This window comes from Sinorhizobium sp. Y406 (assembly GCF_058732025.1).
Genome location: NZ_CM178974.1, coordinates 3,533,724 through 3,557,363, shown reverse-complemented (window position 1 = coordinate 3,557,363; position 23,640 = coordinate 3,533,724). Strand labels below are relative to the sequence as shown.

Here is a 23,640-nt window from a genome sequence, read left to right as displayed (position 1 = left end):
GATGGCGGCTGAAACCGAAGGCCTCTCCGCGTCGCGCGGAGGGGCCGGCATTGGAGGGCATCGTTTCGGTGCCCTCCGGCTCTTTGGCGGCAAGGCGGAAAGGGGCGAGACGTCCGCCAAGCGCGTACGATTCACATCGCGCTGCCTGCCCTATCTCTTCCTGGCGCCGCAGCTCGCGATCATCTTCATCTTCTTCTATTGGCCTTCGGTGCAGGCGATTCAATCGTCCTTCTACCTCGAGGATCCCTTCGGCTTCGGCTCCACCTTCGTCGGCCTCTCGAATTACACGGACGTGCTGAAGTCCGTCGAATACCGCGGGATCGCGCGGTTCACCGCCATCTTCACCGCGCTCGTCACCTTCTTTGCGCTATCGGTCGGGCTCTTGCTCGCCGTCAAGGCCGATGGCGTCATCCGCGGCAATGCCGCCTACAAGACGCTGCTGATCTGGGTCTATGCGATCGCGCCGCCGGTCGCAGGCCTGATCGGCATGATGTTCTTCGACCAGCATATAGGCCCCATCGTCGAAATCGCCCGCTGGTTCGGCTGGGATATCAAGGTCGGGCTCGACTTCGGCGATACCGCCTTTGCGATGATCGTCGTCTCGGTCTGGAAGCAGATTCCCTACAACTTCATCTTCTTTCTCTCAGGTCTGCAGGGGATTCCGGTTTCCGTGCGCGAGGCGGCGGCGATCGATTGCCGTTCGGGGCTGCGCCGGTTCTGGACGATCATCCTGCCGCTTTTGGCGCCGACCGCCTTCTTCCTGCTGATCATCAACATCACCTATGCGCTCTTCGACACCTTCGGCGTCATCGACGTCATGGTGAAGGACAAGGCCGCCAACAACCCGATCACCCTCGTCTATAAGGTCTATATGGACGGTTTCCGCGGCAACGACCTCGGCGGCTCGTCGGCACAGTCGGTGATCCTCATGGTGATCGTCTTCGTACTTACCATTTTCCAGTTCCGTTTCATCGAGCGGCGCGTGCATTACAATTGAGGTGGCGCCGATGCATCGCACCCGGATTCTCGACCACGTCATTCTGCTGATCGGCGTCTTCATCATGGTGGCTCCTGTCGTGGTCGCCTTCATGACCTCGACCCACGAGGCGGCGGAGATCCATCGCAACGGGCTGAGCCTCAACTGGGGCGGCCATTTCGCCGAGACCTACGGGACGGTGCTGACCCGCCAAGGCGGCTTCACCGGCAAGATCACCGGCTTCAACATGGTGATGAACTCGATGATCCTCGGTCTCGGCTTCGCGGTCGGCAAGATCGTGCTCTCGATGCTCGCCGCCTACGCGATCGTCTATTTTCGTTTCCCGCTTGCGACGTTTTTCTTCTGGGTGATCTTCACGACATTGCTTTTGCCGCTCGAGGTTCGAATCCTGCCCTCCTACGAGGTGATGAACATGCTGAAGCTGACCAACACCTATACGGGGCTGGTCGTGCCGCTCCTGGCATCCGCGACAGGCACCTTCTATTTCCGCCAGTTCTTCAAGTCGGTGCCGGACGAACTCCTCGAAGCGGCGCGCATCGACGGCGCCGGACCGTTTAAATTCTTCATCGACGTGCTGGTGCCGCTCTCTCGCACCATGATGGCGGCGATCTTCATCATCATGTTCGTCTATGGCTGGAACCAGTATCTCTGGCCGACACTGATGACGACGGACGAGGGCTTCTTCACGCTGGTGCGGGGCATCAAGCAGATCCTGCTCGTCTGGGTCGGCTCCCAGATCCCCGACTATAACGAGGCTCTTGCGCTGGCGATCCTCGCCATGCTGCCGCCGGTGATGGTCGTGGTGATCTTCCAGCGCTGGTTCATAAAGGGGCTGACCGAGAGCGACAAATAGCAAACGAAGCGGGGCGCGGGCGCGCTCCGCATTCCCCAACGCATCAACGGAGGCAGCCTATGGCGGCGATCGACATCGCAGAGGTCTCGAAAATCTACGCGGGCGGCGTCGAAGCCGTGAAGTCCGTTTCGATCGACATCGAGGACGGCGAGTTCATCGTCCTCGTTGGTCCATCGGGCTGCGGCAAGTCCACGCTTCTGCGCATGGTCGCGGGGCTGGAGACGATCTCGAAGGGCGCGGTGAAAATCGGCGCGCGGGTCGTCAACGACATAGATCCCGCCGAGCGGGACATTGCCATGGTCTTTCAGAACTATGCGCTTTATCCGCACATGACCGTCTACGAGAACCTTGCCTACGGCCTGAGGAACCGCAAGACGCCGAGGGCGGAGATCGATGCGCGTGTCGCAGAGGCAGCGCGCATGCTGGAAATCGAGCCCTGTCTTGACCGCAAGCCGCGCGCCCTTTCCGGCGGCCAGCGCCAGCGCGTCGCTATGGGCCGGGCGATCGTCCGCAAGCCCGCCGCCTTCCTTTTCGACGAGCCGCTGTCGAATCTCGACGCCAAACTGCGCGTCTCCATGCGCGGCGAGATCAAGCGGCTGCAGAAGCGGCTCGGCACGACCTCGCTCTACGTCACCCATGATCAACTGGAGGCGATGACGCTCGCCGACCGGCTGGTCGTGCTGAACGGCGGCCGGATCGAGCAGATCGGCCGGCCGCTCGACGTCTATCACGCGCCCGCCTCCACCTTCGTCGCGAGCTTCATCGGCTCGCCTGCCATGAACCTCGTCCACGCTGTGCTGGAGGGCGGCCGATTACGTCTCGGCACGCATGTGCTCGAACTCGGCTATGCGGCGCCGGCCGAGGGTGCGGTCACCGTCGGCCTCAGGGCCGAGGATCTGCGCCCGGCAGCGCTCGGCGAGCAGGCGTTTGTCTTCCGCGTCGACTATGTCGAGGAATTGGGAGCGCAGCGGCTTGTCCACGGCAAGATCGGGGCGCAGGCACTGACCGCGGCACTGGCGCCGGAAGCGCCGCTTGCAGATGAGCTCACAATCACCATATCCAGCGAACGCCTGCATTTTTTCTCGGCGGAGACCGGCAAGCGGCTCCCTCGCCAGCCGGTCATGGGTGTTGCGCCCGCTCGCCAGGAAACCGTCAATCCGGAGCCCGCATTGTGATCGAAGAGACCGTATCGACGCTCGCCATCCCATCGCAGCAGAGCCGCGACGATGTTCTCCGCATGGAGCACAGCATAGCCGCCCATGATGCGGCCATGGCGGGCACCGAAGCGATGAACAGGATCGAAATCAGCGGCGCTGCCTTGGACGGGCGGCTCGCCTTTCCCTTCTCCGTCGCGGCCTGGAACCTCGAGCGCTGTCTCTTTCCGCAAGAAAGCGCCGAACAGCTTGGCGCGACCGGCGCATCGCTGGTGATGCTTTCCGAAATGGACAACGGTATGGCCCGCACGGGCCAGTGCCACACGACGGCCGAGGTCGCGGCGACGCTCGGCATGCAATATGCCTATGGGGTCGAGTTCGTCGAACTTGACCTCGGGGCCGACAGCGAGCGCGAATTCTGCCGGGACGATTTCAATGAGAAGGGTTTTCACGGCAACGCGCTGCTGGCGTCGATTCAGCTTCGCCGGCCCTTCATGATCCGACTCTGGGGTGAGCGCCTCTGGTACATGGATGGCGGCGAGCAGCCGCGCCTCGGCGAGCGTATGGCCGTCGGCGCCGTCGTCGAGACCGAGGCCGGCCCCTTTGTCGCCGTCTCCACCCATCTCGAAAGCGCGACGACCGCCGCCTACCGCGAGCGGCAGGTGAAGGACCTGATCGATCAGCTGGATGCGGCCTTTCCGGCGCTCCCCGTCCTGATCGGCGGCGACCTCAACACCGGCAATCATATCGGCGGCGATTTCGAGGCCGAAGGGCTTTTCGCAATGAGCGCCGCGCGCGGCTTCAGCCGCCATGGCGGCCCTATCGACCAGATGACGACGCGGCGGAGCCTGATCACGCGCTGGCCGAAGCGCGCCATGAAGCTCGATTGGTTTCTTGCCCGGGGTCTGAGGATCGGCGAAAGCCGCATCATTCCCTCGCTGGATGCATCCGGTCGTCCGCTGTCCGACCACGACCTCATCACCTGCGTCGTCGAGGGGTTCGAATAATCTTTCGCCTCCTTGCCTGGGCGCCTTGCGCATTCTACATGTTGCGGGCTCTGTGGCGCACGGGGAGCAAGGTCGCCGCAGCACTTTGAATCGCTGAATGATTTCGCCCGCAGCGATCTCGTAGTGGGATCGATGCGGTCAGGTCCAACCAGGAACGGTAAGATGGCAAGAATCGTCAATGTCGGGGTCCAGATGGACCATGTTTCGGGCATCACCATTGCGGGCGATTCGACCTTTGCCATGAGCCTCGAGGCGCAGGCCCGCGGCTATCGACTGTTCCACTATACGCCCGACCGGCTGTCGCTGCGCGACGGCGAAGTCTATGCGACGGCGCAGCAGATGACGCTGCGCGACGTGAAGGGCGATCACTTCACGCTCGGCGAGCCGGAGCGGATCGATCTTTCGGACATGGACGTCATCCTGCTTCGCCAGGATCCGCCCTTCGACATGGCCTATATCACCTCGACGCATCTGCTCGAACGGCTGCATCCGAAGACGCTCGTCGTCAACGATCCGGCCTGGGTGCGCAATTCGCCGGAGAAGATCTTCGTTACCGAATTTCCCGATCTGATGCCGAAGACGCTGATCACCCGCGACCCGGGAGAGATCGCCCGCTTTCGCCAGGAAATGGGTGACATCATCCTGAAGCCCCTCTACGGCAATGGTGGTGCCGGCGTCTTCCATTCCGCGCGCGACGATCGCAATCTCTCCTCGCTGCTCGAAATGTTCGGGCAGATGTTCCGTGAGCCCTTCATCGCCCAGGAATACCTGCCGTCCGTAAGAAAGGGCGACAAGCGCATCCTGCTCGTCGATGGCGAGCCGGTCGGTGCCATCAACCGCGTCCCGGCCGAGCACGATGCCCGCTCGAACATGCATGTCGGCGGCCGCGCCGAGGCGACGGAGCTTACGGCACGCGAGCGGGAAATCTGCGCCCGTATCGGACCGGCGCTCAAACAGCGCGGCTTCCTCTTCGTCGGCATCGACGTGATCGGCGACTACATGACCGAGATCAACGTCACGTCGCCGACGGGGATCCGTGAGGTCAAGCGCTTCGGAGGGGCCGACGTCGCAAGCCTGCTCTGGGACGCGATCGAGAAGAAGCGCCGCTGATCGCTCCGCCGAGCGGGGCGTGTCGCTCGGGCCTGCTCCTACAGCGCCGCGCGTCTTAGACGCGCAAAGGTCGCTGTAGCACTTTGAATTGCTGCATGTCTTGTCCTCTAATCGCGGTCGATTAAAGGAGACATGCAGTAGGGCTCTCCATAGATATGTTCTATTATTGTTCTTGTTTTTGAGCGCGTGCCGTGCAAGATTAATGCTGGTACCGGCGCAGGTTGTAGCGGTGGAAGCGCGCCGGGCGAAGGGGGCATCATGGTCGCGCGCGTCAGCACGGTGGCATTTCAAGGAATCGAGGGCGTTCCGGTCGACGTTCAGGTGATGGTCGCGCCGGGCAAGGTCGGCATGCAGATCGTCGGCCTGCCTGACAAGGCCGTTGCCGAAAGCCGCGAGCGCGTGCAGGCGGCGCTTCACGCATCCGGCCTGGCGCTGCCGGCCAAGCGGGTCACGGTGAATCTGGCGCCGGCCGACCTGCCGAAGGAGGGCAGTCACTTCGACCTCGCCATCGCGCTCGGGCTGATGGCGGCGCTCGGAGCGGTCCCGGCGGATGCGCTTTCCGGCTATGTCGTCATCGGCGAACTCAACCTCGACGGCACGATCGCGCCCGTAGCGGGCGCGCTGCCGGCGGCGATCGGGGCCAATGCGCTCGGCAAGGGGCTGATCTGCCCCGCCGAAAGTGGACCGGAGGCCGCCTGGGCGGGATCGGAGATCGACATCCTCGCGCCGCGCAGCCTGATCGCCATCGCCAACCATTTCCGGGGCACGCAGGTTATCTCCCGTCCGGATCCCTCTGTGCGGGCGACCGCCGCCAACCTGCCGGACCTCGCCGACATCAAAGGCCAGGAAAGCGCGAAGCGGGCGCTGGAGGTGGCGGCCGCCGGCAACCATAATCTCCTGATGGTCGGCCCGCCCGGCTCCGGCAAGTCGATGCTCGCGGCACGCCTTCCCTCCATCCTGCCGCCGCTGTCGCCGGCCGAACTGCTCGAAGTCTCGATGGTTCACTCGATCGCCGGGCAACTGGCGGGCGGAAAGCTCTCCGACCGGAGGCCGTTCCGCGCGCCGCACCATTCGGCCACCATGGCGGCGTTGATCGGCGGCGGGATCAAGGCAAAGCCCGGCGAGGCGTCGCTCGCCCACCACGGCGTGCTCTTCCTCGACGAATTTCCGGAGTTTCCACCGCAGGTGCTCGACGCGCTGCGCCAGCCGCTCGAAACGGCCGAATGCGTGATCGCCCGCGCCAACCACCGCGTCAGCTATCCGGCGGCGATCCAGCTTGTCGCCGCCATGAATCCCTGCCGCTGCGGCATGGCCGGCGAGCCCGGACATAGTTGCGCCCGCGGTCCGCGCTGCATGGCCGATTACCAGGCACGGATATCCGGACCGCTGATGGACCGCATCGACATCCGCATCGACGTGCCCGCCGTCAGCGCTGCCGACCTCATCCGCCCGGTGACGGCCGAGGCGAGCGCGGACGTCGCCAGGCGCGTTGCCCGCGCCCGTGAACTGCAGAGGGACCGCTTCATGGCCCTCGGCCATCCGCAGCTGACGAGCAATGCCCGTGCATCGACGGCGATGATCGAGAAGATCGCCGAGCCGGATGCGGGGGGCTTGCAGCTCCTGCGGGATGCGGCGGAAAAGATGAAGTTTTCGGCGCGCGGCTACCATCGCGTCCTGAAGGTCGCACGCACGCTTGCCGATCTCGACGGGGCGCCAAGGGTTGGCCGCATCCACCTCGCCGAGGCGATCTCCTACCGCGTTGTCGGCGAGCGGTTGCCGGTCGCGGCCTAAGCAAGTTTCGAAGAAGGTGCCGCACGGCTTCCGATGAGCATCTGCGGCAAACAAGCAGGAAAGCTTGGGCAGAAGCCAAGCAAGTCTGCGGTGCAGCGACGCTTGGTGCTTCGACAGCCACGCGTGCGTAAAAAGCCTAAATTGACCGCTCGCAAACCGCGGCCTTCATCGAATGACCATTGCCCGGCGAGATTGCGATTGATGGTTGCGGCGGATGAAAGAAGGGCGCCGGGCGGCGCCCTTTCAAGTCATCGGAAACAAAACAATGGAAAGCGGGCTCGACCTACGCCCCTAACCCGTCGAACAGCACCGTCGAGAGATAACGTTCGGCGAAGGACGGGATGATGACGACGATTGTCTTGCCGGCGTTCCCTTCGCGCCGCCCGACTTCGATCGCCGCCTGCAGCGCCGCACCGGCGGAGATGCCGACGGGCACGCCTTCGAGACTCGCGACGAGGCGCGCGGCATCGACGGCTTCGCCCGCGTTGACTGTGATCACCTCGTCATAGATTGATGTGTCGAGGATCGCCGGCGCGAAGCCGGCGCCGATGCCCTGGATCTTGTGCGGTCCGGGCGCGCCGCCGGAAAGGACCGGCGATTCTTCGGGCTCGACCGCGATCACCTGGACTGAAGGTTTGCGTGCTTTCAACACCTGACCGGCGCCGGTGATGGTGCCGCCGGTGCCGATGCCGGAGACCAGGATATCGACCGCGCCCTCGGTGTCGTTCCAGATTTCCTCGGCCGTCGTCTTGCGGTGAATATCCGGATTGGCTGGGTTCTCGAACTGCTGCGGTATGATGGCATCGGGCAGCGTCTCGACGAGTTCCTGTGCCTTCGCAATCGCGCCCTTCATGCCCTTGGCGCCTTCCGTCAGCACCAGCTCGGCGCCGAGCAGCGACAACATCTTGCGCCGCTCGATGGACATCGTCTCCGGCATGGTCAGGATCAGTCTGTAGCCCTTGGCAGCGGCGACGAAGGCAAGCGCGATGCCTGTATTACCTGAGGTCGGCTCCACGAGCGTCGTGCGGCCGGGCGCGATCTTGCCCTGGGCTTCCAGCGATTCCACCATGGCGACGCCGATCCGGTCCTTGACCGAGGCGATCGGGTTGAAGAATTCAAGCTTTGCGAGCAGGTTCGCCTTGACCCCCTTCTCCCTGGCAAGCTTGTCCAACCGCACGATCGGCGTGTCGCCGATCGTTTCGGTGATCGAGGAATAGATGCGGCCGCGGCCGGGCTTGCGCGGTTCGGGCATTTCGGTTCTCCCATGGGTTAAAAATTGGTTGATGCGAGAATAGGAACAATGGGCGCGTCATGCGAGAGCGGGAACGCCTCGGATGCGCGCCGCCGAAGGAAAAAACGGTTATAGAGCCGCTGGTTGAGAAATCTTTTTTCAGGTGGCGCAGGTGAGCGTGACCATCAGGCCCGACAGAAAGTATGTGACCGCATTCGCCGATATGCGCGCCTCTGCCTCCGGGGCAGAAGACCGGCGGTCAAGAGTTTCCAGGCGATATGAACGAGATAGAGCGCGCCGGCGATCTTGACGACGAGGAAAGCGGTTGTGAAGGTCGGGGCGATGAAGGCGAGCCCGAGTACCACGGCCGTAAGGTAGAACATGTCGCAGGGGATCAGGCCGAGGCCCATGAAAAATGTTTCGCGAATACCGGATCCGAGCGCCCGCGCCACGATGGCCGTCACACCGGGCCCGGGAATGGCCGCAGCGAAAAAGAGAGCGCCGCTATAGGCGAGAAGGGTCGCGAGCGTCATATGCGTTTCTTCGGACAGGCAGCCTTTCTAGCGCAAGGCTGTGAGAAGGAAAATCCGGGTTGAATGCGGGGGCAGCGTTCTCGCGAATAAATTGATCGGGTGACAAGAACAAGCTTGCCCGGACCTGGGCAGGCGTGCACCTTCCGGGAAATTGTGGAAGGGCCGCCTCATGCCTGAAATCCAGAACCTTGTCGGTTTTGCCTTGATCGCGTTCGTTATGGTGCTGACGCCAGGGCCGAACATGATCTACTTGATCTCTCGTTCGATCTGCCAGGGACCTGCGGCGGGCCTCGTCTCGCTTGGTGGCGTCGCGCTTGGCTTCGTCTTCTACATGGTCTTCGCCGCGCTCGGCATCACCGCCCTGCTGCTGGCGGTGCCTTTCGCCTATGATGCCCTGCGCTTCGCGGGCGCCCTCTATCTTCTCTATCTCGCATGGCAGGCCGTCAGGCCTGGTGGCCGCTCGCCATTTCAACTGCGCGACCTGCCGGAGGACGGGCCGCTCAGGCTTTTCGTGATGGGGTTCGTCACCAACCTGCTCAACCCGAAGGTGGCAGTGCTTTATCTTTCGCTGCTGCCGCCATTCATTCACCCGGACGCGGGCAACGTGCTCATGCAATCTCTCGTCTTCGGCAGCCTGCAGATCGTGATCAGCGTCACCGTCAACGCCTTGATCGCGGTGGCGGCCGGGTCGATTGCCGCCTTCCTCGCCGGGCGCCCCTCCTTTCTGCTGATGCAGCGTTGGCTGACGAGCACCGTGCTTGCGGGTTTGGCCGTCAGCATGGCCGCCGAGGCTCGTCGATAGAACGACGCCTACGCGAAAACAGGGCGCATGAAGCTGCGCTCGTAGCGCACGATGCAGCGGGTCTCTTCGGCATAGACGAAGGCCGCCTGGCATTCCGGATCCGCCGCCATCTTCTCGCGATAGGCCTCGTATGCGGCAAGCGAGGGAAAGCTGAAGAGCGCAAGGGCGATGTTGTTCGCGCCCTCATGCGGGAGGAAGTAGCCGTGATGGGTGCCGCCGAGCCGATTGACCAGTGGAATCCAGAGCTTGGCGTAATGTTCGAAGTCGGCAAGCTTGTAGGGATCGATGATGTATTTCAGGTAGCAGGTGATCATGAAGTGCTCCGTTTGCGTACGAGTCTGATAGGCGGGATGGACCGGAAATTCCATCCGAGATTTGTACCCGCGGCAGCAACGAGAATCGCCGCCGATCCAGCAAACTGGACGGGCTGCAATGCGTGCCCGAACGCCACTCGATCGACCAGAATTGCCGCGATCGGGTAGATGAAGGAGAGGGCGCCGGTCATATGCGTCGGCAGTTTCTGGATCGCCCCGTAAAGCAGGATGTACATGAGGCCGGTGTGGACGACGCCTATGGCGATCAGCAGCGTCCACTGCATTTCGTTTTGCGGCAGCGGGTTGGCAAGCGCGAAGGGCGCCAGCATCACGGCGCCCGTGATCACCTGGAGCAATGCGATCAGTTGCGGCGGTGTGCCCTTGAGGAGTTTGGTGACGACCGCCGCAATGGCATAGAAAAAGGCGGCTGCAAGCGCGAGTCCGATGCCGGCGAGATAGCTGGCGGGCTCGAAATAACCCGCCGGCTTGGCGGAGACGATCGCCATCATCCCGGCGAAGGACACTGAAAGCCAGAAAAGCTTCATCGCGGTGACTCTTTCACCAAGAAAGAGGGCGCCGAGCCCGAGCAGCATGAAAGGCTGCGTGTTGTAGACCATCGTCGCGATCGAGATCGAAGCGCGGGGGTAGGCCGCAAAGAGCAGCAACCAGTTCACCACGATCGCCACGCCGCCGGCGACGGAGAGGGCGATCACCCGCAGCCGCAAATAGCGGAGGTCGACGAGGCCGAACGCGACCGCAAGCCCCGCGAGCGTCGCTGTCCCGAAGATGCAGCGCCAGAAGACGACGCCAGCCACCGGCTGACCCGACATCAGCACGAACCAGCCGATCGTTCCCGAAATCAGCATCGCCGCCGTCATTTCCACGCTTCCGCGCCTCGTGTCCCCGTCCATCATGCCGGCTCCTTTTCAGAATTGAGGGAGAGCATAATGAGCTCTTGGGGAATTCTATATGGAATATGGAAGGAGAACATGCGACGATCCCTTACAATGTAAGGTCAATCTGTATCTCTTCCTAATGGGTGTGAACATGCTCGACGATCTGGACCGCCGCATTCTCGAGATTCTTGCCGAAAATGCCCGCGTCTCACTGAAGGAACTCGCTCAGGATGCGGGGCTTTCATCGCCAAGCGCGGCCGAGAGGCTTCGCAAGCTCGAGGAGCGGGGCGTGATCAACGGTTTTACCGTCAACGTGAATCCGTCCCGCCTCGGCTATCCCTTGCAGGCGGTCGTGCGGGTGCGTCCGATGCCGGGCATGCTGCATATCGTCGAGAGGCTGATCCAGGAAACCCCGGAAATCGTCGAATGCGACAAGATCACCGGCGACGATTGCTTCATTGCCAAGCTCTTCGTGCGCGATATGAGGGACCTCGACACCATCCTCGACCGCATCGCCGAAAAGGCGCAGACCAATACTTCGATTGTCAAGTCGACGCCGGTCAAGAGGCGCCTGCCGCCGCTTGTACCAAGTCTCGGTGATAGGAATCGATAGGCCACCTGCGGCCGGCTTCCCGGGCTGTCTGGCGTCGTCGAGACCCCTTGATCCACGGGTTAACCCGAGGATGCAGAAGCATCGTCCTGCGAGCCTCTCCTACAGCGCCGCGCGTCTTATAAGACGCTATAAGACGCGCGAAGGTGGCTGTAGCACTTTGAATTGCTGCAAGTCTTTGTCCTCTAATCGAGGTCGATTTAAGGACAAAGACATGCAGTAGCAGACAGCCCGATCGAGCCGGTCCTATCGGTTCCTATCGTCGAGACTTGGTATCAGACCGCTTCCACGCAAAACAGAAGCTTTTGCCTTCACCCATGAACTCAGGCGGCGATCTTTCCTGTCTTGAGCAAGGCTGCATCGTGCCTTTTCAGGAATGCCATCAGTCGTTCGGGGTAATCCTCGGTGACCGCCGCTACCACGCTCGGCCGGGCGGACAACGCCCGACGCCAGCAGTGTACGCGCGACAGCCCGTCGAAGATGCCATGCTCCGAGATGCGGTCGAACACGTCGAAGTAGCGGAAAACCGGAGCGAAGACGGCGTCGACCAGACTGAAATCGGCGCCAGAAAAAAAGGGCCCGTCGCCGAGTGCCGCCTCGACGGTCGCGAATTTGGATCGAAGCGCCTTACGCTTGGTTTCGAGCGTAGCGGTATCCTGCGTTGTCTCAAAGAGCCAGAGATCGGAAAGAATGGACGAGCCGAACTCCATCCAGCCCCGATGGCGTGCCCTCGTCAACGGGTCCGACGGATGCAGTTTCGCTCCGGGTGCGGTCTCTTCCAGATATTCGCAGATCACCGAGCTTTCGAAGAGGACTGCCTCCCCCTTTTCCAGCGACACGCGCAGCAGCGGCACCTTGGCGAGTGGCGAGATCGCCACGAACCAGTCGGGCTTGTCGGCAAGATCGATATGGACGCGCTCGAAAGCCACGCCCTTCTCCGACAGCGCTATCGCGGCCCGCTGCACATAGGGGCAGAGATGGTGACTGATGAGGGTCAATTGTGCGGTCATCAACGGTCTCCCGATTTACATGCGATTGCATATATCTAAACCGACTTGCCAGATCCGTCAATTTGTATGTAAATGCATCTATGCAGGACGAAGAAATCTCCATGCCGACCATGGCCACGACAGAAGCCTGGATCGGCCTCATGCGGGCGCAGCAGCGCCTCCTCACGGCGATCGAGAAGGATTTCAAGAGGGCCGGCCTGCCGCCGCTTGGCTGGTACGACGTGCTTTGGGAATTGGTAAAGGCGGACGACGGCCGCTTGCGCCCTTTCGAGATCGAAACCCGAACGCTGCTGGCCCAGTACAATCTGTCGCGGCTGATCGACCGGCTGGAGAGAGAGGGATTGGTGCGTCGCGAAGCATTCGACCAGGACGGCCGCGGCCAGTGGGTCGTGATCACGGAAGACGGCCGGGCGATGCGGGCGCGCATGTGGCAGATCTATGCGCCGTCGATCGAACGACATGTCGGCGCCAGACTGAGCGAGGACGAGGCGCGCGAACTGACGGCCTTGCTATCGCGCTTCAAATGAGCCGATCAAGCGATCAGCGGAGCGGCAATCGCCTTCAGCACGGCCTGCGCATCCTTCGGGGAAAGCCTCACCTGCAACCCCCTTTGACCGCCATTGATGTAGACGAGCAGCTCGGCGAGCGCCGCTTCCTCGATCGCAGCCGGAACCATCTTCCGCTGACCGAAGGGGCTGATGCCGCCAACGTGATAGCCGGTGAGGCGTTCGGCATCGGCGGGCTTCATCATGTTTGCCGATTTGCCCCTGAAGGCGGCCGCGAGCTTCTTCATGCTGACCTCCTCGTCGGAGGGCACGATACAGCAGACCGCCTTCCCGTCCACCTCCGCCATCAGCGTCTTCAAGACGCGCGACGGATCCTCGCCGAGCGCTTCCGCCGCCTGCAGCCCGACCCGTTCGGCGCCAGGGTGGTAGTCATAGCTGTGCGTGGTGAAGGCGATGCCGGCCTTTGCGAGCGCTTGGGTTGCCCGGGTCGTCTTCGACATGGCCTCTTACGCCCCGAACTCGGCTTCGTAGAGTTCGGGCTTGAAGCCGACGACCAGTTTGCTCCCGTTCTCTAGCACCGGCCGCTTGATCATCGACGGCTGCTTCAGCATCAGCGCGATCGCCTTTTCCGCCGTCAGTTCCTGCTTCTCGGCGTCGTCGAGCTTGCGAAAGGTCGTGCCGGCGCGGTTCAGCACCGCTTCCCAGCCAAGCTCGGCACACCAGCGTTCCAGGCGGGCGCGGTCGATACTCTCGGCCTTGTAGTCATGGAACCGGTAGGCAGTCCCGCGGCCGTCTAGCCAGCTTCGCGCTTTTTTCATCGTATCGCAGTTCTTAATGCCGAAAATCGTAACCGTCATTGTCAAAACCCCGTGTCAGCGCGCCGTACACATAGCCGCGCTCGCTCGAAGAGAAAAGGCCATCACGTTCTCAGGTCACGCCGACATAGCGGCCGGGCTTGTGGTTGATCGCCAGCATGAGGTTCACCACGGTAGCGCCGATGATCGAGAGCGCGAGATTTGCCGGCGGCAGCACGAAGGCGGCGGCCGTGAGGATCGCCAGGTCGACGCCGAGCTGGAAATAGCCGGCGCGGATGCCGCATCTTTCCTGCAGGTAGATCGCCACGATGTTGATGCCGCCGAGACCGGTGCGGTGGCGGAAGAGGATGAGCAGGCCCATTCCCATCAGGGCGCCGCCGGCGATGGTGGCGTAGACCGGATCGACCCGGGCGAACTCCACCCATCCGGCGGTCAGGCGGGAAAAAAGCGAGACGAGACTGACGGCGGCAAAGGTTCTGAGGGCGAAGACCCAGCCGAGCCGCTTGATCGCCAGCAAGTAGAAGGGCAGATTGACGAGCGAGAACATCAGCCAAAAACTCGATCCGGTGGCGTATTGCAGGAGCAGCGCCAGCCCGGCGGTGCTGCCGGTCAGCAACACCGCCTTGCTGTAGATCACCACCCCGAGCGACACGACGAGCGCCCCGGTCACGATGGCGAGCACATCCTCGTAAAACCGGTGGCGGTCCACCGGCGGGGCCTCGATAGCTGTCTTATCCAGGGATCTCATGTTCAGGGATCTCATGCCGCCGCCACCGCTCAGAGGCTCATGAACTTGCCGACGACATCGGCAACTTCCGTCGTCTTCAACCCGGCAATGTTGATGCGGCCCGAGCCAGGCATGTAGATGCCGTGTTCCGTCCGGAGACGCAGCACCTCCGCTTCGGTCAAGGGCAGCATGGAGAACATGCCCTCCTGGTCGGCAATCGCGCCCAGGCTTTGCCAGCGGGTCCTGAGCCCCTCGGCGAGCGCCCGGCGAATGCCGGTCATGCGCTGGCGCATGCCTTCCAATTCCTCTGCCCAGTCGCGGGCGAGCGCCGGGTCGGAGAGGATCGTGCGCACGACGGCGGCGCCGTGGTCCGGCGGCATCGAATAGCTGGTGCGGGCAAGGCCGGCAAGGTTGGAGCGTACGACGTCGGCGGCCACCGGCGAGGTGGTCGGCGCGAAGATCGCGCCGGTGCGCTCGCGGTAAAGCCCGAAGGATTTCGAGCAGGAGACGGCGACGAGCGCTTCGGGAACGACGGTCAAGAGGTGCCTGAGACCGGCGACGTCCGGATCGAGGCCGCGGCCGAACCCTTGATAGGCGAGATCGACGAGCGGCAACAGGCCGCGCTCGGCGGCCAGGGCGGCAATCTCCAGCCATTGCGGCTGGCTCAGCACGCCGCCGGTCGGGTTGTGGCAGCTCGCGTGCAAGAGCACCGCGTCGCCGGCCCTCGCGCCCTCGAACGTCTGGACGACATTGTCGAAAAGGACCGATTGCGAAGGAATGTCGAAAAATTCATAGGTTGCGATTTCGAGCCCGGCCGCCTTGAAGATCGGCGCGTGGTTCGGCCAGCTCGGCAGGCCGAGCCAGATCCTTGCGCCCCCCATGCGCTTGATGAGATCCGCCGCCAGCCGAAGCGCTCCCGAGCCGCCGGGGGTCTGCACGCCCGCCACATGGCTCCGCTCGACGACATCGCCGCCGACGAGCGTCCAGAGATGATCGAGAAAGACGAGGTCGCCTTCCGGGCCGACATAGGCCTTCGTATCCTGGGTCTCCAAGAGCCGCTTCTCCGCCGCCTTGACGGCGCGGAAGATCGGCGTGCGCCCGGTTTCGTCCCGATAGACTCCGACGCCGAGGTCCGCTTTGCCGGGGCGCTCGTCCTTTCGAAAGAGGCCGATCAGGGCCAGCAACGGATCGTCCGGTTGGCGAGCGAGTGTATCGAACATGTTCGTATTCCCTCCAAACTCAAGGACTTGATGGAATAGTCCTCTCGGGGCGACGCAAAGGCAAGCGGTGCCAGCCGCCTGCCCGCCTTCTCTAGATCCGACCGGGCGCAAATTCGACAATGAAATTGCCTCTGATGTCGCATGGATTTAAAGGTTTTTGCGGATTATGACACTTCCACTTGATGCAATTTGCTCAAACGGACCGGAGTGCTTTTCGATGGAGCGCGGACGAACGGAACTGGATGCCACCGACCGGCGGATCATCGCCCTATTGGTCGAGGATGCATCGCGAAGCAATAACGAGCTGGCGGAAAAGGTGGGGCTTTCGCCCGCACCCCTCTCGCGGCGGCTGGCGCGTCTCTATGCGTCCGGGGTGATCCGCCAGACGGTCGTGGTCGACCAGAAGGCGCTCGGGATCGGATTTCAGGCCTTTGTCGAAGTGACCCTGGAGCGCACCGCCAGCAAGGTCGGTCAACGCTTCATCGAACTTGTCTCCCGCATGCCGGAGGTGGTCGAGTGCCATACGGTCGCAGGCGATTTCGATTTCCTGCTGAAGATCGCCGTTCGCGACGTCGCCGATTACAAGCGCCTGCTCTGGAGCAAGTTCGAGGATGTGGCGGAGATCAAGACCTTTCGCTCGACCATTCTGCTCGACAGCCCGAAGACAGGCGCCCACGTGCTGCCATGAGCTAGCCGCCATATTCCAGGAAAGATCGCGGCAGGTGGAGAAGGCGAATACAGGATCCGCCCCTCCTTTTGTTGTCTTACGCGCGGAGCACGCCGCCGGTGGATTTGGCGACATTGGCGACGATCCGGGACGTCAGCGACTCGAAATCCTCATCCGTCAGCGTCCGCTCGACCGGCTGGATCGTCACTTCGATCGCCACCGACTTCTTGCCTTCACCGACCGATGCCCCTTCGAAGACATCGAAGACGTTGACACCTGTCACCAGCTTGCGGTCCGCCGCGGATGCGGCGCGGATGATCGCCGCCGCCTCCACCGCCTTGTCGACGACGAAGGCGAAGTCCCGCTTGACCGCCTGGAACGGCGAAAGCTCCAGTGCCGGCTTCGTACGCGTCGCCTTCCTTTTCGCCTCCGGCATGGCATCGACATAGATCTCGAAGCCGCAGAGCGGGCCGGAGACGTCAAGGGCGTCAAGCGTCTTCGGGTGGAACTCGCCGAAGGCGCCGAGCACGATCTTCGGGCCGAGCTTGATCGTGCCGGAACGGCCCGGATGGTACCAGGACGGGCCGCCGGCGTCGAACTGGACATTGGCCATCGGCACACCGCAGGCCTCGAGCACGGCAATGGCATCGGCCTTCGCATCGAAGACGTCGACCGACTTGCCGCCGCCCCTCGCCGCATTCGACCAAAGCCGTCCGGCGCCGTTGAGTGAGGCGGTACCGCGGCGGATGCCGCCCGCGACGCGGCGCTGCGCCTCGGGCGTATCGCCCTCGTAGGTGCCGGAAACCTCGAAGATCGCGACGTCACCATAGCCTTTGTCGGTGTTGCGTTGCGCGGCAGTCAACAGTCCCGGCAGCAGCGACGGCCGCATGTCGGACATGTCGGCGGCGATGGGATTGGCAAGCCTGAGCGCCGGCTGGCCGCCGCCGAAGAGCTTCGCCTGCTCTTCCGAGATGAAGGACCAGGTTACGGCTTCCAGCATGCCGCGGCTTGCCAGCGCGCGCCTGGCCTGGCGGGTGCGGATCTGCAGCGGCGTCAGGATCCTGCCGTTTACGGCATTGTGGCTCGGAAGCGGTGCCGCGACGATGTAGTCGACGCCGTGGATGCGCATCACCTCCTCGACCAGGTCCGCCTTGCCGTCGATATCCGGCCGCCAGGAGGGGACGGTGACGCTCAGACGCTCACCGGAGCCCTCGACGCCGAAGCCGAGCTTCTTGAGAATCGAAATGCTCTCCTCGGAGGACACTCCGAGACCGGTCAGGCGCTTGACTTCCGAGACCGGGAAATCGATGACCATCGGCGCGTGGCCCTCAAAGCCGACGACATCCAGGCTCGTCGCCGCGCCGCCGCAGAGCTCCAGCACGAGCTCGGTCGCCCTTTCAAGGCCCGGCACCATGTATTCCGGATCGACGCCGCGCTCGAAGCGATAGCGTGCATCGGTGATGATGCCGAGTGTGCGGCCGGTCTTGGCGATGTTCATCGGGTCCCAGAGCGCCGATTCGATCAATACGTCGGTGGTCGCCTCGTCGCAGCCGGAATGTTCGCCGCCCATGATGCCGCCGATCGATTCGACGCCCTTCTCGTCGGCGATCACCACGTTGGCCGGCGTGAGCGCGTATTCGCGGCCGTCGAGTGCCAGGATCTTCTCGCCCTCCTTCGCCCGGCGAACCGTCAGGTGACCGGCGACCTTCGCCGCATCGAAGACGTGCAGCGGGCGACCCTGGTCGAAGGTCAGGTAATTGGTGATGTCGACCAGCGCGTTGATCGGCCGGAGCCCGATCGCGCTCAGCCGCCGACGCATCCAGGCCGGGCTCGGGCCGTTCTTGACGCCGCGCACGAGGCGAAGCGCGAAGCCGGGGCAGAGATGCCTGTCCTCGCCCAGGTCGAGCCGGACCTTGAGCGGCGTTTCGCCTTCGAGCGGAAAGGACGGTGCCGGCCTGGTCTTCAAGGTGCCGAGGCCGGATGCTGCAAGATCACGGGCGATGCCGTGAACGCTGGTGCAATCCGGCCGGTTCGGCGTCAGGTTGATCTCGATCACCGGATCGTCGAGGCCCGCATAGGTCGCGTAGCTTGTGCCGACCGGCGCGTCTTCGGGCAAGTCGATGATGCCGGTATGATCCTCGGATATCTCGAGTTCCTTTTCCGAGCACATCATCCCGCGGCTTTCGACGCCGCGGATATTGCCGACCGAGAGCGTCACGTCGATGCCGGGCACATAGGTGCCGGGGGCGGCAAAGGCGCCGACGAGGCCCTTGCGCGCGTTGGGAGCGCCGCAGACGACCTGCACCGGCTCGCCCGAGCCGGTGTCGACCTTCAGCACCTTCAACTTGTCGGCGTTCGGGTGCTGCTCGGCCGAGATGACCCTGGCGATGACGAAAGGCTTGAAGGCGGCCTTGTCGTCGACATCCTCCACTTCGAGACCGATCATCGTCAGGCGCGCGCAGATTTCCTCGAGCGAGGCGTCGGTTTCCAGATGGTCCTTCAGCCAGGAAAGCGTGAATTTCATGATTTCACCTGTGTCTTTTTGAATTTGCGCGGGCGATCACGACGACAAGCCGCCGAAGAGCGTCGGCACGTCGAGCGGGCGAAAGCCGTAGTGGGACATCCAGCGGACATCGGCGTTGAAGAAATCGCGCAGGTCCGGCATGCCGTATTTCAGCATGGCGATGCGGTCGAGGCCCATGCCCCAGGCAAAGCCCTGATACTCGTCCGGATCGAGCCCGCCGGCCTTCAGCACGTTCGGATGCACCATGCCGCAGCCGAGAATCTCCATCCAGTCCTTGCCTTCGCCGAACTTGACGATCGGGCCGGAACGGTCGCATTGGATGTCGACCTCGAAGGACGGCTCGGTGAAGGGGAAGAAGGACGGGCGGAAGCGCATCGTCACCTGGTCCACCTCGAAGAAGGCCTTGCAGAATTCTTCCAGCACCCAGCGCATATTGGCAACGTTGGCGGTCTTGTCGATCACGAGCCCCTCGACCTGATGAAACATCGGCGAATGCGTGGCATCGGAATCCTGCCGGTAGGTCTTGCCCGGGATGATGATGCGGATCGGCGGCGCCTCAGCCTCCATCGTGCGTATCTGTACCGGCGAGGTGTGCGTGCGCAGCACCTTGCGCTCGCCCTTCTCGTCCGGATCGAAGAAGAAGGTATCGTGCATCTCGCGGGCGGGATGTCCCTCCGGGAAGTTCAAGGCGGTGAAATTGTAGTAATCCGTCTCGATGTCCGGCCCTTCGGCGATCGAGAAGCCCATGTCGCCGAAGATCGCAGTGATCTCGTCGACGATCTGGCTGATCGGATGGATGCGGCCGCGCTCGGCCGGCGAGGAGCGCACCGGCAGGGTGATATCGACCGTCTCGCGCGCCAGCCGCTCGGCGATCGCGGCATCCTTCAACGCCGATTTGCGGGCGGAGATCGCCTCAGTCACCGTGGTCTTCAGCGCATTGATCCGGGCGCCGCGCGTCTGGCGTTCTTCCGGGCTCATCGTGCCGAGCGTCTTCAGGAGTTCGGAAATCGAGCCTTTCTTGCCGAGCGCGCCGACGCGCACCGCCTCGATCGCCCCTTCGTCGCCGGCGGCATCGATCTCCGCCAGCAATGTCCGTTCCAATGTTTCCAGTTCGCTCATTCTGTCCTGCCTCAATGCGGGAATGGTCGGTGTATCGGTTCAATTCTTCGGCAATGTGATCGCATCGATCGCGGACGATGCGCCGAATAAGAAAAACCCGCGCCAGCCCTGCCAGCGCGGGTTTCCCAACAATTTCAGAAACGGTCTTGGGAAAACGCTGGCTTAACGGACAGCGCTTTCAAACTCGTTTGCCGTACCGGCTTCCTTGAGATAGGCAAGCGCCTTCTTGGCAGCTTCGACGAGCGCCGTGAATGCAGCCGACTCATGGATCGCCATGTCGGAGAGAACCTTGCGGTCGATCTCGATGCCGGCCTTGTTCAGGCCGTCGATGAAGCGGCCATAGGTCAGCCCGTGTTCGCGTACGGCAGCGTTGATGCGCTGGATCCAGAGTGCGCGGAAATTGCGCTTGTTGACCTTGCGGTCGCGGTAGGCGTACTGCTTGGAACGGTCCACCGCTGCCTTGGCGGCGCGGATGGTGTTCTTACGGCGACCGTAGAATCCTTTGGCAGCCTTCAGCGTCTTCTTGTGCTTGGCGTGGGCGGTTACGCCGCGTTTTACACGTGCCATGTCATGATCTCCTTAGTATCCAATATGCCTGACGTCTTAGAGACCGTTCGGCAGGTAGTTCTTGATGACCTTCTTGCCATCTGCTTCGGCGAGAACCATGGTTCCGCGCGCGTCGCGAATGAACTTGTTGGTACGTTTGATCATGCCGTGGCGCTTGCCGGCAGCCTGCGCCTTCACCTTGCCCGAGGCGGTGATCTTGAACCGCTTCTTGGCAGACGATTTCGTCTTCATCTTGGGCATTTTGCTACTCCATTGTTCTTCGTTGTCGAAACGGGCAGACGTGGCCCATCTCCAGCGTTAAGAACGGCCACGGCATGCCCTGCCGGACCGTTCGGACGGGGGCTTATAACCGCCCCTCCGGAAAAACGCAACCCGGCTGCAGAAGAAGCCGGCGACCGCACGCCTCGCAAATCGACCGCGATTTCAAGGACAAGGACATGCTGTGGCGAAGCCCATGAAAAAGCCGCCCGGAGGCGGCATTTTCATCATATCACTTCTCCTGCAAGTCTCCTTGAATCGACCTCGGTTCAAGGATCGCAGTCGGATGAGATGCGCGACGTGCAGCGGCGCCGATCACTTCGGCGCCAGCACCATCATCATCTGCCGGCCTTCGAGCTTCGGCTCGGCCTCGACCTTGGCGATCGCCTGGGTATCGTCCTTGACTTGCATCAGAAGCTTCATACCGAGTTCCTGGTGGGCCATTTCGCGCCCGCGGAACTTCAGCGTCACCTTCACCTTGTCGCCTTCCTCGAAGAAACGGTTCATGGCCTTCATCTTCACCTCATAGTCATGGGTGTCGATGTTCGGGCGCATCTTGATTTCCTTGATCTCGACGATCTTCTGCTTCTTGCGCGCCTCGGCCGCCTTCTTCTGGTTGGCGTATTTCAGCTTGCCAAGATCGAGAATCTTGCACACCGGCGGGTCTGAGTTCGGTGCGATCTCCACCAGATCAAGACCGGCCTCGTCCGCCATGCGGAGCGCCTGGTCGATCGGCACGTCGCCCAGGTTCTGGCCTTCGGCATCGATGAGCTGGACCCGGGGAACCCGGATTTCCTTGTTTGCGCGAGGCCCTTCTTTTACCGGGGCGTCCGCTTTGAACGGTCTGCGAATGGTCGTACTCTCCTCGAGCTGTTTGCGTACTAATTGTGCAAAAACGGTCAGCGCGATTTCAAACGATGCGCTTGAAATAGTCACTGTACGGCAATGTGTGAATTGCGGCTCCAGAGTCAATAGCATGGTGCGCAGGGAAAATCACCACCTGTCGAAGCGCTGGCGAATCTGTTTTAGAAGAAAATCCGCTCGAAACGGATGCGTTCGGGCGAGATGGAGCGAAGGGAGCGCGATTTTTCGCCTTCGTCCCGCTCCGGTTCGTCGCCGGGCTCGACCGACCCGGCGAATCGCGGTCCAAAGGGAGACATGCAATGTCAGCGACGCCGGCCGAAACCGAAATTTCGCGGATCGAGGTGGGCAAGGACGCCTCGGCGCGGATGATCGCCCTGCGTATCTTTCGCGCCAAACCGGCCTCGATGCTGCCCGCCCTCGTCTGGCTCGGCGGCTATCGCTCCGACATGACCGGGACCAAGGCGGTCGAAGTCGAGCGCCATGCCCGCGCCGTCGGAACCGATTGCATCCGCTTCGACTATTCCGGCCACGGCGCCTCCGGCGGCGCGTTCAGGGACGGCACGATCTCGCGCTGGCTGGAGGAAAGCCTCGCAGTCGTCGACCATGCAGCGAGCGGACGGGTGATCCTCATCGGCTCGTCCATGGGCGCCTGGATCGCACTCCGGCTCGTCGAGGAACTCAGGCGCCGCGGCGAGGGCGAGCGGGTTGCTGGCCTCGTGCTGATCGCCCCTGCGCCGGATTTCACCGCCGAACTGATCGAGCCCAATCTCACCGAAGCCGAAAAGGCGTCCCTTGCCGAGCAAGGCTATTTCGAGGAGCCGTCGGACTATAGCCCCGAGCCCAACATCTTCACCCGCGCCCTCATCGAGGACGGCCGTGACAACCGGGTGATGACGGGTCCGATCGAGACCGGCTGCCCCGTGCATATTCTCCAGGGCATGTGCGATCCGGACGTCCCCTACACGCATGCGCTCAGGCTGATCGAGCATATGCCGTCGGACGACGTGGTGATGACCCTCATTCGCGATGGCGACCATCGGTTGTCGCGAGAGGAAGACATTGCCAGGTTGAAACAGGCGATCGACGCGCTCATCGCCAAGGCCTGATCAGCCGCCGGACGCCGCTATAGGAATTTCCCCTGCTGTTGAAAACCCCCGCGAAACCCGCGGGCGCAGGGTCCTGCGCGCTTTTGGTTGGGGCGCTTAACCATAAAGGCTAATCCGCCATTCAGCCGATTGACTCCGAGGATCAGACAATATTAACTCTTTGTTAACGATTAGAACAGCGTCAGGGGAAATCCTAAAAAAGCTGTCATCAACTCAGGATTGCGCGACAAGGCGGGAACAGCAGGTCGCGTTGCAGGGGATTTGTATGGCAATTTGGAATGGGGTTAAGGGAAGCGTAGCTGGACTCTGCGCAATTTTCCTTTCGGCAAACATGGCAATTCCCGCGCAGGCGGGTGCTTCTCCCTGGATGCAGACCGGTTCGGCGACCTCGCAGCCGATCGGGCATTACGAATTCTGCCAGAGTCACAAGGGCGAATGCAGCGTCCGTTCGAGGACAGGCGCGGCACCGCGCGTCACCGCCAGCGGCTGGGCCGTCATCCGGCAGGTGAACGCCTCGGTCAATCGCGAGGTCGCAGCGATCACCGATCAGGAACTCTACGGCAGGGAGGAAGTCTGGTCTTATCCGAATGGACGCGGCGACTGTGAGGATTTCGCGCTCGAAAAGCGCAGGCGCCTGATGCAGAAAGGCTTTTCCGCCGGCGACCTGCTGTTGACCGTTGTGCGCAAGCCGGATGGCGAAGGACACGCCGTTTTGACGGTGCGCACCGCCCAGGGCGACTTCATTCTCGACAATCTCGATAATGGCGTGAAGCTCTGGACTCAGACGCCCTATCGTTTTCTCAAGCGTCAGGCCACGCGCAATAGCGGCCATTGGGTCACGATCGACAACAGCGCGGAGGTGCTCGTCGGCTCGGTTGGCCAGTAGCAACAATTATCGAGGGGGATGTCGAAAAAGGGCCGGTTAGCCGGCCCTTTTTCATACCCTGCACTCTTTGAAC

At 62.6% G+C, this 23,640-nt stretch carries 25 protein-coding genes and 1 pseudogene; 12 read left to right on the top strand and 14 right to left on the bottom strand.

The genetic code is table 11. From position 1 onward, the window contains the following. Position 1 precedes the first annotated feature (1 nt). The 6 genes from AC4P1R_RS16725 to AC4P1R_RS16700 all read left to right on the top strand — a co-directional run bounded on the left by AC4P1R_RS16725 (position 2) and on the right by AC4P1R_RS16700 (position 6,912). Complete coding sequence (locus AC4P1R_RS16725) at positions 2 to 997, top strand: ABC transporter permease subunit (protein ID WP_492177229.1); 996 nt, start codon at positions 2 to 4, stop codon at positions 995 to 997. 10 nt (positions 998 to 1,007) lie between these two features. Continuing rightward, positions 1,008 to 1,850, top strand: a complete 843-nt coding sequence (gene ugpE, locus AC4P1R_RS16720) for a sn-glycerol-3-phosphate ABC transporter permease UgpE (RefSeq protein WP_069459810.1) — start codon at positions 1,008 to 1,010, stop codon at positions 1,848 to 1,850. 59 nt (positions 1,851 to 1,909) lie between these two features. Continuing rightward, positions 1,910 to 3,025, top strand: coding sequence for a sn-glycerol-3-phosphate ABC transporter ATP-binding protein UgpC (gene ugpC / locus AC4P1R_RS16715; protein WP_492177228.1), 1,116 nt, complete (start codon positions 1,910 to 1,912; stop codon positions 3,023 to 3,025). Further along, the gene (locus AC4P1R_RS16710) at positions 3,022 to 4,011 is read left to right on the top strand and encodes an endonuclease (RefSeq protein ID WP_492177227.1); all 990 of its coding nucleotides are present in this window, start codon (positions 3,022 to 3,024) and stop codon (positions 4,009 to 4,011) included. Before ugpC ends, AC4P1R_RS16710 begins: the two co-directional genes overlap by 4 nt. 162 nt (positions 4,012 to 4,173) lie before the next feature. Next, positions 4,174 to 5,121: a glutathione synthase gene (gene gshB / locus AC4P1R_RS16705; protein ID WP_069459813.1), complete on the top strand. Its 948-nt coding sequence runs from the start codon at positions 4,174 to 4,176 to the stop codon at positions 5,119 to 5,121. Between the two features lie 258 nt (positions 5,122 to 5,379). Further along, on the top strand, positions 5,380 to 6,912 hold the full coding sequence (locus tag AC4P1R_RS16700) for a YifB family Mg chelatase-like AAA ATPase (protein WP_492177226.1): 1,533 nt from the start codon (positions 5,380 to 5,382) through the stop codon (positions 6,910 to 6,912). Between the two features lie 283 nt (positions 6,913 to 7,195). On the opposite strand, the gene cysK is transcribed toward AC4P1R_RS16700, so the two are convergent. Both cysK and AC4P1R_RS16690 read right to left on the bottom strand, forming a co-directional pair. Beyond that, complete coding sequence (gene cysK / locus AC4P1R_RS16695; RefSeq protein ID WP_069459815.1) at positions 7,196 to 8,164, bottom strand: cysteine synthase A; 969 nt, start codon at positions 8,162 to 8,164, stop codon at positions 7,196 to 7,198. Between the two features lie 153 nt (positions 8,165 to 8,317). Beyond that, a pseudogene (locus AC4P1R_RS16690) lies at positions 8,318 to 8,676 on the bottom strand (LysE family translocator); the annotation flags it as partial. Positions 8,677 to 8,845: 169 nt separating this feature from the next. Between AC4P1R_RS16690 and AC4P1R_RS16685 the strand changes: the two are divergent. Further along, entirely contained in the window at positions 8,846 to 9,478 is a 633-nt protein-coding gene (locus AC4P1R_RS16685; RefSeq protein WP_492177225.1) for a LysE family translocator, read from the top strand. Positions 9,479 to 9,486: 8 nt separating this feature from the next. Here the strand turns inward: AC4P1R_RS16685 and AC4P1R_RS16680 are convergent, their stop codons facing one another. Continuing rightward, a complete protein-coding gene (locus AC4P1R_RS16680) occupies positions 9,487 to 9,792 on the bottom strand; it encodes an NIPSNAP family protein (RefSeq protein WP_069459817.1) in 306 nt (101 codons plus the stop codon). Further along, the gene (locus tag AC4P1R_RS16675) at positions 9,789 to 10,703 is read right to left on the bottom strand and encodes a DMT family transporter (RefSeq protein WP_492177224.1); all 915 of its coding nucleotides are present in this window, start codon (positions 10,701 to 10,703) and stop codon (positions 9,789 to 9,791) included. Before AC4P1R_RS16675 ends, AC4P1R_RS16680 begins: the two co-directional genes overlap by 4 nt. 136 nt (positions 10,704 to 10,839) lie before the next feature. On the opposite strand from AC4P1R_RS16675, the gene AC4P1R_RS16670 reads away from it, so the two are divergent. Further along, on the top strand, positions 10,840 to 11,301 hold the full coding sequence (locus tag AC4P1R_RS16670) for an Lrp/AsnC family transcriptional regulator (protein ID WP_069459819.1): 462 nt from the start codon (positions 10,840 to 10,842) through the stop codon (positions 11,299 to 11,301). 320 nt (positions 11,302 to 11,621) lie between these two features. Here AC4P1R_RS16670 and AC4P1R_RS16665 read toward each other — a convergent pair whose 3' ends face one another. Further along, positions 11,622 to 12,308: a glutathione S-transferase family protein gene (locus AC4P1R_RS16665; RefSeq protein WP_492177223.1), complete on the bottom strand. Its 687-nt coding sequence runs from the start codon at positions 12,306 to 12,308 to the stop codon at positions 11,622 to 11,624. Between the two features lie 80 nt (positions 12,309 to 12,388). Here AC4P1R_RS16665 and AC4P1R_RS16660 point away from each other — a divergent pair, with 80 nt between their 5' ends. Then, entirely contained in the window at positions 12,389 to 12,835 is a 447-nt protein-coding gene (locus AC4P1R_RS16660) for a MarR family winged helix-turn-helix transcriptional regulator (protein ID WP_492177222.1), read from the top strand. 5 nt (positions 12,836 to 12,840) lie between these two features. Here AC4P1R_RS16660 and ybaK read toward each other — a convergent pair whose 3' ends face one another. From ybaK to tatA, 4 genes are all read right to left on the bottom strand, one after another. Beyond that, entirely contained in the window at positions 12,841 to 13,314 is a 474-nt protein-coding gene (ybaK, locus tag AC4P1R_RS16655; RefSeq protein ID WP_492177221.1) for a Cys-tRNA(Pro) deacylase, read from the bottom strand. 6 nt (positions 13,315 to 13,320) lie between these two features. Then, positions 13,321 to 13,671, bottom strand: a complete 351-nt coding sequence (locus tag AC4P1R_RS16650; protein WP_069459823.1) for an ArsC family reductase — start codon at positions 13,669 to 13,671, stop codon at positions 13,321 to 13,323. 70 nt (positions 13,672 to 13,741) lie between these two features. Beyond that, a complete protein-coding gene (locus AC4P1R_RS16645) occupies positions 13,742 to 14,377 on the bottom strand; it encodes a YitT family protein (protein ID WP_069459824.1) in 636 nt (211 codons plus the stop codon). A 29-nt stretch (positions 14,378 to 14,406) separates the two neighbouring features. Next, a complete protein-coding gene (gene tatA / locus AC4P1R_RS16640; protein WP_492177219.1) occupies positions 14,407 to 15,576 on the bottom strand; it encodes a tyrosine aminotransferase in 1,170 nt (389 codons plus the stop codon). 217 nt (positions 15,577 to 15,793) lie between these two features. Between tatA and AC4P1R_RS16635 the strand changes: the two genes are divergently transcribed. After that, positions 15,794 to 16,264 (top strand): Lrp/AsnC family transcriptional regulator, encoded by a 471-nt coding sequence (locus tag AC4P1R_RS16635; RefSeq protein ID WP_069459826.1) that lies wholly within the window; start codon positions 15,794 to 15,796, stop codon positions 16,262 to 16,264. Between the two features lie 76 nt (positions 16,265 to 16,340). On the opposite strand, the gene pheT is transcribed toward AC4P1R_RS16635, so the two are convergent. The 5 genes from pheT to infC all read right to left on the bottom strand — a co-directional run bounded on the left by pheT (position 16,341) and on the right by infC (position 21,563). Next, positions 16,341 to 18,767, bottom strand: coding sequence for a phenylalanine--tRNA ligase subunit beta (pheT, locus tag AC4P1R_RS16630; protein WP_492177218.1), 2,427 nt, complete (start codon positions 18,765 to 18,767; stop codon positions 16,341 to 16,343). A 36-nt stretch (positions 18,768 to 18,803) separates the two neighbouring features. Further along, the gene (gene pheS / locus AC4P1R_RS16625; RefSeq protein ID WP_069459828.1) at positions 18,804 to 19,886 is read right to left on the bottom strand and encodes a phenylalanine--tRNA ligase subunit alpha; all 1,083 of its coding nucleotides are present in this window, start codon (positions 19,884 to 19,886) and stop codon (positions 18,804 to 18,806) included. A 162-nt stretch (positions 19,887 to 20,048) separates the two neighbouring features. Then, positions 20,049 to 20,453, bottom strand: a complete 405-nt coding sequence (gene rplT / locus AC4P1R_RS16620) for a 50S ribosomal protein L20 (RefSeq protein WP_069459829.1) — start codon at positions 20,451 to 20,453, stop codon at positions 20,049 to 20,051. 36 nt (positions 20,454 to 20,489) lie between these two features. Continuing rightward, the gene (rpmI, locus tag AC4P1R_RS16615; RefSeq protein WP_034853570.1) at positions 20,490 to 20,693 is read right to left on the bottom strand and encodes a 50S ribosomal protein L35; all 204 of its coding nucleotides are present in this window, start codon (positions 20,691 to 20,693) and stop codon (positions 20,490 to 20,492) included. Between the two features lie 333 nt (positions 20,694 to 21,026). Beyond that, complete coding sequence (gene infC, locus AC4P1R_RS16610) at positions 21,027 to 21,563, bottom strand: translation initiation factor IF-3 (protein WP_083265394.1); 537 nt, start codon at positions 21,561 to 21,563, stop codon at positions 21,027 to 21,029. 311 nt (positions 21,564 to 21,874) lie between these two features. Here infC and AC4P1R_RS16605 point away from each other — a divergent pair, with 311 nt between their 5' ends. Together AC4P1R_RS16605 and AC4P1R_RS16600 are read left to right on the top strand one after the other, a co-directional pair. Continuing rightward, positions 21,875 to 22,681, top strand: coding sequence for an alpha/beta hydrolase (locus AC4P1R_RS16605; protein ID WP_069459830.1), 807 nt, complete (start codon positions 21,875 to 21,877; stop codon positions 22,679 to 22,681). Positions 22,682 to 22,946: 265 nt separating this feature from the next. After that, on the top strand, positions 22,947 to 23,567 hold the full coding sequence (locus AC4P1R_RS16600; protein ID WP_069459831.1) for a transglutaminase-like cysteine peptidase: 621 nt from the start codon (positions 22,947 to 22,949) through the stop codon (positions 23,565 to 23,567). Positions 23,568 to 23,640: the final 73 nt, after the last annotated feature.

Bases quoted from the DNA above. Each gene is read 5' to 3' on its own strand.
- AC4P1R_RS16600 (WP_069459831.1), top strand. From the start codon at position 22,947: ATGGCAATTTGGAATGGGGTTAAGGGAAGCGTAGCTGGACTCTGCGCA.
- tatA (WP_492177219.1), bottom strand. From the start codon at position 15,576: ATGTTCGATACACTCGCTCGCCAACCGGACGATCCGTTGCTGGCCCTG.
- AC4P1R_RS16635 (WP_069459826.1), top strand. From the start codon at position 15,794: ATGGAGCGCGGACGAACGGAACTGGATGCCACCGACCGGCGGATCATC.
- AC4P1R_RS16605 (WP_069459830.1), top strand. From the start codon at position 21,875: ATGTCAGCGACGCCGGCCGAAACCGAAATTTCGCGGATCGAGGTGGGC.
- AC4P1R_RS16645 (WP_069459824.1), bottom strand. From the start codon at position 14,377: ATGAGATCCCTGGATAAGACAGCTATCGAGGCCCCGCCGGTGGACCGC.
- gshB (WP_069459813.1), top strand. From the start codon at position 4,174: ATGGCAAGAATCGTCAATGTCGGGGTCCAGATGGACCATGTTTCGGGC.
- AC4P1R_RS16675 (WP_492177224.1), bottom strand. From the start codon at position 10,703: ATGGACGGGGACACGAGGCGCGGAAGCGTGGAAATGACGGCGGCGATG.
- AC4P1R_RS16660 (WP_492177222.1), top strand. From the start codon at position 12,389: ATGCAGGACGAAGAAATCTCCATGCCGACCATGGCCACGACAGAAGCC.
- rplT (WP_069459829.1), bottom strand. From the start codon at position 20,453: ATGGCACGTGTAAAACGCGGCGTAACCGCCCACGCCAAGCACAAGAAG.
- AC4P1R_RS16725 (WP_492177229.1), top strand. From the start codon at position 2: ATGGCGGCTGAAACCGAAGGCCTCTCCGCGTCGCGCGGAGGGGCCGGC.
- AC4P1R_RS16685 (WP_492177225.1), top strand. From the start codon at position 8,846: ATGCCTGAAATCCAGAACCTTGTCGGTTTTGCCTTGATCGCGTTCGTT.
- ugpE (WP_069459810.1), top strand. From the start codon at position 1,008: ATGCATCGCACCCGGATTCTCGACCACGTCATTCTGCTGATCGGCGTC.
- rpmI (WP_034853570.1), bottom strand. From the start codon at position 20,693: ATGCCCAAGATGAAGACGAAATCGTCTGCCAAGAAGCGGTTCAAGATC.
- AC4P1R_RS16650 (WP_069459823.1), bottom strand. From the start codon at position 13,671: ATGACGGTTACGATTTTCGGCATTAAGAACTGCGATACGATGAAAAAA.
- ugpC (WP_492177228.1), top strand. From the start codon at position 1,910: ATGGCGGCGATCGACATCGCAGAGGTCTCGAAAATCTACGCGGGCGGC.
- AC4P1R_RS16665 (WP_492177223.1), bottom strand. From the start codon at position 12,308: ATGACCGCACAATTGACCCTCATCAGTCACCATCTCTGCCCCTATGTG.
- pheS (WP_069459828.1), bottom strand. From the start codon at position 19,886: ATGAGCGAACTGGAAACATTGGAACGGACATTGCTGGCGGAGATCGAT.
- ybaK (WP_492177221.1), bottom strand. From the start codon at position 13,314: ATGTCGAAGACGACCCGGGCAACCCAAGCGCTCGCAAAGGCCGGCATC.
- AC4P1R_RS16670 (WP_069459819.1), top strand. From the start codon at position 10,840: ATGCTCGACGATCTGGACCGCCGCATTCTCGAGATTCTTGCCGAAAAT.
- cysK (WP_069459815.1), bottom strand. From the start codon at position 8,164: ATGCCCGAACCGCGCAAGCCCGGCCGCGGCCGCATCTATTCCTCGATC.
- AC4P1R_RS16680 (WP_069459817.1), bottom strand. From the start codon at position 9,792: ATGATCACCTGCTACCTGAAATACATCATCGATCCCTACAAGCTTGCC.
- AC4P1R_RS16700 (WP_492177226.1), top strand. From the start codon at position 5,380: ATGGTCGCGCGCGTCAGCACGGTGGCATTTCAAGGAATCGAGGGCGTT.
- pheT (WP_492177218.1), bottom strand. From the start codon at position 18,767: ATGAAATTCACGCTTTCCTGGCTGAAGGACCATCTGGAAACCGACGCC.